The organism is Kitasatospora sp. NPDC059599, assembly GCF_042735125.1.
Taxonomy (GTDB): domain Bacteria; phylum Actinomycetota; class Actinomycetes; order Streptomycetales; family Streptomycetaceae; genus Kitasatospora.
Window position 1 is genome coordinate 1 of record NZ_JBHWCL010000253.1, and the last position, 7141, is coordinate 7141.

Consider the following 7141-nt stretch of genomic DNA (forward strand, 5'->3'; position numbering starts at 1 on the left):
GTGAGGGCGGTGAGGACGCGCAGCCAGCGCTGTCCCAGGACCTCCACCGACGACCGGTCGAACAACTCGGCCGCGAAGACGATCCGCACCGCCAGGCCATCGACCTGCTCGGTGACGTCGAACTGTAGGTCGAACTTGGCGAGTTGCTGGTCACCGGAGACGGCCTCGGCTTCGATGCCCGGCAGGTCGAGGATCGCCTGCGCGTTGTTCTGCAGGCTGAGCATGACCTGGAAGAGCGGGTGGCGGGCCATCGAGCGTACGGGGGCCAGCTCCTCGACCAGACGCTCGAAGGGCACGTCCTGGTGGGCGAACGCCCCCAGCGCGGTCTCCCGGACGCGGCTCAGCAGTTCGCTGAAGGTCGGGTTGCCGCTGAGGTCGGTGCGCAGCACCAGGGTGTTGACGAAGAGGCCGACGAGGTCGTCGAGGTTGTCGTCGGTGCGTCCGGCGATGGGTGTGCCGATCGGGACGTCCTGCCCGGCGCCCAGCCGGGAGAGCAGCACCGCAAGCGCCGCCTGGAGCAGCATGAAGGGCGTGACGCCCTCCTCGCGGGCCAGGTCCAGCAGTTCGGTGTGGAGCTCGGCGGGGACCATGAGCTCGACCGTCTCCGCCCGGTTCGTGGCGACGGCCGGGCGCGGACGGTCGAACGGCAGCGTCAGCTCCTCCGGCAGCTCGGCCAGCGCCTCCCGCCAGTACCCCAACTGCCCCGCCAGCAGGCCCTCGGAGTCCTCTTCCGACCCCAGCAGCTCGCGCTGCCAGAGTGTGTAGTCCGCGTACTGCACCGGCAGGGGTGACCAGTCGGGTGCCCGTCCGTCGAGGCGCGCGGCGTAGGCGGACGAGAGGTCGCGGCCGAGCGGGGCCAGCGACCACCCGTCGCTCGCGATGTGGTGGACCGTTACGACCAGCACGTGGTCCTGCGGCGCGAGGGCGAACAGCTCGACCCTGAGCGGGAGTTCGGTCGCGAGGTCGAAGGCACGTCCGGTGGCGCGGGCCACGGAGGCGGCCAGTTCCGGCTCGGTGGTCTCGGTGACGGTGAGCCGGACGGTGGAGCGGTCGGCGGGGAGCACGTGTTGGTGCGGCTGCCCGTCGGTTGCGGCGAAGAGCGTGCGCAGTGCTTCGTGGCGGGTGACCAGGTCGCGGAGCGCTTCCTGGAGGGCGTCGTGGTCGAGGGTGCCGGTGAGACGGAGCACGGCCGGGATGTTGTAGGCGGCGCTGGGGCCGGTCAGTTCGCCGAGGAACCAGAGGCGTTGTTGGGCGAAGGAGAGGGGGAGGGGTCGGGGTCGTTCGGTGGGGGTGATCGGTGGGCGTGTTCCGGTGGTGGTGGTGTCGATTCGTTGGGCGAGGGTGGCGGGGGTGGGGGCTTCGAAGAGGGTGCGGAGGGGGAGTTCGGTGCCGAGGGTGGTGCGGATGCGGCTGGTGAGGCGGGTGGCGAGGAGGGAGTGTCCGCCGAGGTCGAAGAAGCTGTCCTCGACGCCGACCGAGGGCAGGCCGAGGACTTCGGCGAAGACGGTGCAGAGCAGTTCTTCGCGCAGGGTGGCGGGTGCGCGGCCGGCGCCGGTGGAGTAGGCGGGGACCGGCAGGGCCCGGCGGTCGAGCTTGCCGTTGGCCGTCAGCGGCAGGGACTCCAGCACCACCACGGCCGACGGCACCATGTACTCCGGCAGCCGCTCCGCAGCCGCCGCGCGGGCCTGTGCCGGCAACCCGGCTTCGTCGGTGCCGGGGGTGGGGACGAGGTAGGCGACGAGGCGCTTGTCGCCGGGGGTGTCCTCGCGGACGAGGACGGCGGCCTGGGCGACGGCGGGGTGGGCGGCGAGGACGGCCTGGATCTCGCCGGGTTCGATGCGGAAGCCGCGGATCTTGACCTGGTCGTCGGTGCGGCCGACGAACTCCAGTTCTCCGTCGGTGGTCCAGCGGACGATGTCGCCGGTGCGGTACATGCGGTCGCCGGGCGCGCCGAAGGGGCAGGCGACGAAGCGTTCGGCGGTCAGGGCGGGGCGGCCGAGGTAGCCGCGCGCCAACTGGGGGCCCGCGATGTGCAGCTCACCGGCCACGCGCGGCGGGACCGGACGCAGCGCGGCGTCCAGGACGAGGAACCGGGTGTTGTGGACCGGCCGCCCGAGCGGCACCGTCGCCGTGGACGCCGTCGGATCCCCGGTGGCGGAGGCGATCTGGACGGTCGTCTCGGTAGGGCCGTAGAGGTTGGTGACCGGGACGTTCCAGCTGTCCGTGATCCGCCGCGTGAGGTCCACGCTCAGCGGCTCACCGCCGGAGAACAGCCGCCGCAGCGAGCCGATCCGGCCCTCGCCGAGGAGCGTGGCGAGCTGGGACGGGACGAACTGGGCGACGGTCACCCGGTGTTCGGCGGCGTAGCGGAGGAGTGCGCGCGGGTCGCCGCCGAGGCCGTCGGGAGTCAGACAGACGGCAGCACCGGAAGCCAGCGGGTGCCACAGCTCCCACACCGACGCGTCGAAGGCCGTGGAGGTGCGGGCCAGCACGACGTCGTCGGGGGCGAGCCCGTGGCCGGCGGCCAGCCACGCCAACTGGTTGGCCAGGCCGGCGTGGTGCACCACGACCGCCTTGGGGCGGCCGGTGGAGCCCGAGGTGTAGATCACGTACGCGGGATGCGTCGGCAGCAGGGGCGTCGTCCGGTCGGTGTCCGCCACCGGGTCGCCGGACTGTTCGGTGAGGGCCGCGGTCGCCTCCGGCCCGTCGAGCACCAGCCGGGGCACGGTGGTGCCGTCCGGTACGACGGTGCTCGCCGCCGAGGTGATCACCAGGCTCGGCCGGGCGTCGTCCAGTTGGAAGGCGATCCGGGCGGCCGGGTGAGCCAGGTCCAGCGGCAGGTAGGCCGCTCCGCTCTTCAGCACCGCCAGCATCGCGGTGAGCAGGTCGACGGAGCGCGGCAGCGCCAGGGCGACCAGGCTCTCCGGTCCGATGCCGGCGGCGATCAGGCGGTGGGCGAGGCGGTTGCTGCGGAGGTCGAGGTCGGCGTAGCTGAGGTGCTGTGCGCCGAAGATCACGGCTTCGGCCTGTGGGTGGCGGGCTGCCTGGGTCTGGAACAGCTGCGGCAGGGTGGCCGGGGTCGTCGGCTGGGCGGTGTCGTTCCAGGTGGTGAGGATCCGGTGGCGTTCCTCGGTGTCGAGGATGTCGACGGTGCTGATCGGGGCCTCGGGGTCGGTGGTGAGGGCGGTCAGCACCCGGATCCAGCGTTCGCCGAGGAGTTCGATCGACTTCTGGTCGAAGAGGTCGGTGGCGTAGGTGATGCGGGTGGCGAGACCGGCGGGGCTTCCGTCCGCGGAGTCGAAGGTCTCGCTGATCTCGAAGGAGAGGTCGAACTTCGCCGACGGCGAGGTGGTGGACAGGGAGGTGCTGTGGAGCCCGGGCAGGTCCACCAGGGCCTCGGCGGTGTTCTGCAGGCTGAGCATGACCTGGAAGAGGGGGTGTCGGGCCATGGAGCGGGTGGGGGCGAGTTCTTCGACGAGGCGTTCGAAGGGGATGTCCTGGTGGGTGTAGGCGGTGAGGCCGGTGTCGCGGACGCGGGCGAGTGCCTGGGTGAAGGTGGGGTTGCCGGTGAGGTCGGTGCGGAGGACGAGGGTGTTGACGAAGAGGCCGACGAGGTTGTCGAGGTTGTCGTCGGTGCGTCCGGCGATGGGTGTGCCGATGGGGATGTCGTGTCCGGCGCCGAGGTGGGAGAGGAGGGTGGCGAGGGTGGTCTGGAGGACCATGAAGAGGGTGGCACCGTTGGCGCGGGCGGTGTGGGTGAGGGCGGTGTGGAGGTCGGCGGGGACGGTGAGGTCGACGAGCGCGCCGTGCTGGGTGGCAATGGCGGGGCGGGGGTGGTCGAAGGGCAGGGGCAGGTCCTCCGGCAGGTCGGCCAGCGCTTCCTGCCAGTAGCTCAACTGCCGTGCCAGCAGGGCTTCGGAGTCGTTCTCGGATCCCAGCAGCTCGCGTTGCCAGAGGGTGTAGTCGGCGTACTGGACCGGCAGGGGTGACCAGTCGGGGGCGTGGCCGGTGAGGCGTGCGGTGTAGGCGGCGGTGAGGTCGCGGCCGAGGGGTGCGAGGGACCAGCCGTCGGCGGCGATGTGGTGGATGGTGACGGTGAGGACGTGGTCGTCGGGTGCGAGGGTGATGAGGTGGGCGCGGAGGGGGAGTTCGGTGGTGAGGTCGAAGGGGCGGGTGGTGGTGTGGGTGATGGTGTGGGTGAGGTCGTCGGGTGTGTCGAGTTCGGTGACGGTCAGCTCGAAGGTGAGTTCCTGAGGTGTGAGCACCCGCTGGCGGGGGTCGCCGTTCCCGGTGGGGAAGACTGTGCGCAGGGATTCGTGCCGGGTGATCAGGTCGATCAGGGCGGCCTGGAGGGCGTTGCGGTCGATGGTGCCGGTGAGGCGGAGGGCGGTGGGGATGTTGTAGGTGGCGCTGGGGCCGGTCAACTGGCCGAGGAACCAGAGGCGTTGCTGGGCGAAGGAGAGGGGCGGTCGCTCGGGCCGCTCGGTGACGGTGATCGCCGGGCGTGTGCCGGTGGCCGTATCCAGTCGCAGGGCGAGGGCGGCCGGAGTGGGCGTCTCGAAGAGGGTGCGCATCGGCACCTCGATGCCGAGGGTGGTGCGGATGCGGCTGAGGAGGCGGGTGGCGAGGAGGGAGTGCCCGCCGAGGTCGAAGAAGCTGTCGGTGGGGGTGACGTGGGGGAGGTCGAGGACCTGGGCGAAGACGGCGCAGAGCACTTCTTCGTGTGGGGTGGTGGGGGTGCGGTCGGTGTGGTTCGTGGTGTGGGTGGGGGCGGGCAGGGCGCGTTGGTCGAGCTTGCCGTTGACGGTGACGGGCAGCGCGTCGAGGACCACGACCGCTGACGGAACCATGTAGTCGGGCAGTCGAGCGCTCAGGAAGTCCCGTATGGAGGAGCCGAGTTCGGCCTGGCTCTGCTCGGTGCCGAGGACGAGGTAGGCGACGAGGCGCATGTCGCCGGGGGTGTCCTCGCGGGCGATGACGGCGGCCTGGGCGACGGCCGGATGGGTGGCCAGGGCGGCCTGGATCTCGCCGAGTTCGATCCGGAAGCCGCGGATCTTGACCTGGTCGTCGGCGCGGCCGACGAACTCCAGGGCTCCTTCGGCAGTCCAGCGGGCGAGGTCGCCGGTGCGGTACATGCGGCGGCCGGGTTCGCCGAACGGGCAGGCCACGAAGCGTTCGGCGGTGAGGCCGGGACGGTTGAGGTAGCCGCGGGCCAACTGGACGCCTGCCAGGTAGAGTTCGCCGTCCACGCCCGGTGGGACCGGTTCCAGTCGCGCGTTCAGCACGTACACCCGGGTGTTCCAGACCGGCCGGCCGATCGGGACCGAGGCCCCAGCGTTCGGGGCGGAGCAGTCCCAGGCGGTCACGTCGACCGCCGCCTCCGTGGGGCCGTAGAGGTTGTGCAGCGGCACGTCGAGCAGGGCGTGGAACTTGTCCCGCAGCTCGGCCGGCAGGGCTTCGCCACTGCAGAACACCGCGCGCAGCCCCGTGCAGTTCGCGACGGCCGGCTCCTGCACGAAGGCCTGCAGCATCGACGGCACGAAGTGGGTGACGGTGACCTGCCGGCTCTGGATCAGATCGACGAGGTAGCCCGGGTCCTGGTGGCCGCCGGGGCGCGCGACCACCATGGTGGCGCCTTCCAGGAGCGGCCAGAAGAACTCCCAGACGGAGACGTCGAATCCGAACGGCGTCTTCTGCAGCACGCGGTCCGTGGCGTCCAGCGGATACGCGGACTGCATCCAGGCCAGCCGGTTGACGATGGCGCGGTGGGTGATGGTGACGCCCTTGGGGCGGCCGGTGGAGCCGGAGGTGTAGATGACGTAGGCGGGGTGGTCGGGGTGGGCGGTCAGTGGGGGTTCGGTGTTCGGCCGGTCGGTGAGGTCGGTGCGGTCGAGGTGGATGGTGGGGATGTCGATGGTGAGCGCGGTGAGGCTTCTGGTGCTGGTGGTGACGATGGCGGCGGGCCGTGCATCGTCGAGCATGGTGGCGATGCGGTCCGTGGGGTGGGAGGGGTCGATGGGGAGGTAGGCGGCGCCGGTCTTGAGGACGGCGAGGAGGGCGGCGACGAGTTCGGTCGAGCGGTTGAGGCAGACCGCGACCAGGGACTCCGGGCCGACGCCGTGGTCGCTCAACAGGTGGGCCAACTGGTTGGCGTGGGTGTGGAGTTGGGTGTAGGTGAGCTGCTGGTCTTCGAAGACGAGGGCGGTGTGGTCGGGGGTGCGGGTGGCCTGTTCGGTGAGGAGGTGGGTGAGTGTGGTGTGGGGGGTGGGGGTGGTGGTGTCGTTCCAGGTGGTGAGGAGGGTGTGGCGGAGTTCGGGGGTGAGGACGGGGATGTCGGCGAGGGGGGTGTGGGGGTCGGTTTCGAGGGCGGCGACGATGTTCTCGGTGGCCGTGAGCAGCAGGTCGTGAACGAGCTGGGGGTCGACGGCTTCGACGGACTGGACGGTGAACCCGAACCCGCTGCCGAAGTCGTCCACGAACACGGCCAGCGGGTAGTTCGTCCGTTCCTCGGCGAACACCACCTCGACGCCTTCCAGCAGCGTGCTCGACTGTTCCTCCGCCGGTGTGTGGCGGTAGTTGAGGACGGTGGTGAAGAGCGGGGTGTTCGGCGGGAGGGGGCCGGCCTGCTGGGCGACCGCGAGCTGGGCGTGCTCGTGTTCGAGGAGGCCGGCGAGCCGCTCGTGGGTGGCGCGGAGAGCCGTGAGGGCGTCCTGGTCGCGGGTGTCGATGCGGATCGGGAGGGTGTTGATGTACAGCCCGGGTGTGCGGTGCGCGTCGGCACCGGCGCTGTGTCGCCCGAGGAGGATCGTGCCGAACACCGTGTCCCGGTGGCCCGTGAGGTGGGTCAGGGTGTGCGCGTAGGCGAGGTGGAAGAGGGTGGCCGGCGTCGTGTTGTGGCGACGGGCTGCCGAGTGGACGCGCTCCGCGAGGTGCGGGTCGAGGGGGTTCCGGGCTTCGCGGGTGGGGCTGGCGTGCGTGTCGGTGAGTCCGAACGGGGTCGTGGGCTGGGTGAGGCCTGCGAGTTGCCGGGCGAAGTAGTCGTGACTGCGGCTGTTGGTGGGGTGGTTGAGGGTGTGGGCGACGAAGTCGCGGTAGGGGTGGGTGGGGGGGAGTTGGTGGTGGGTGTGGGTGAGGTGGGCGC

The 7141-nt window shown here is 71.2% G+C and carries 1 protein-coding gene; it reads right to left on the reverse strand.

The genetic code is table 11. The features are described from left to right. On the reverse strand, window positions 1-7141 hold a 7141-nt coding region (locus ACFV04_RS42820; RefSeq protein ID WP_380536507.1), incomplete at both ends, for an amino acid adenylation domain-containing protein.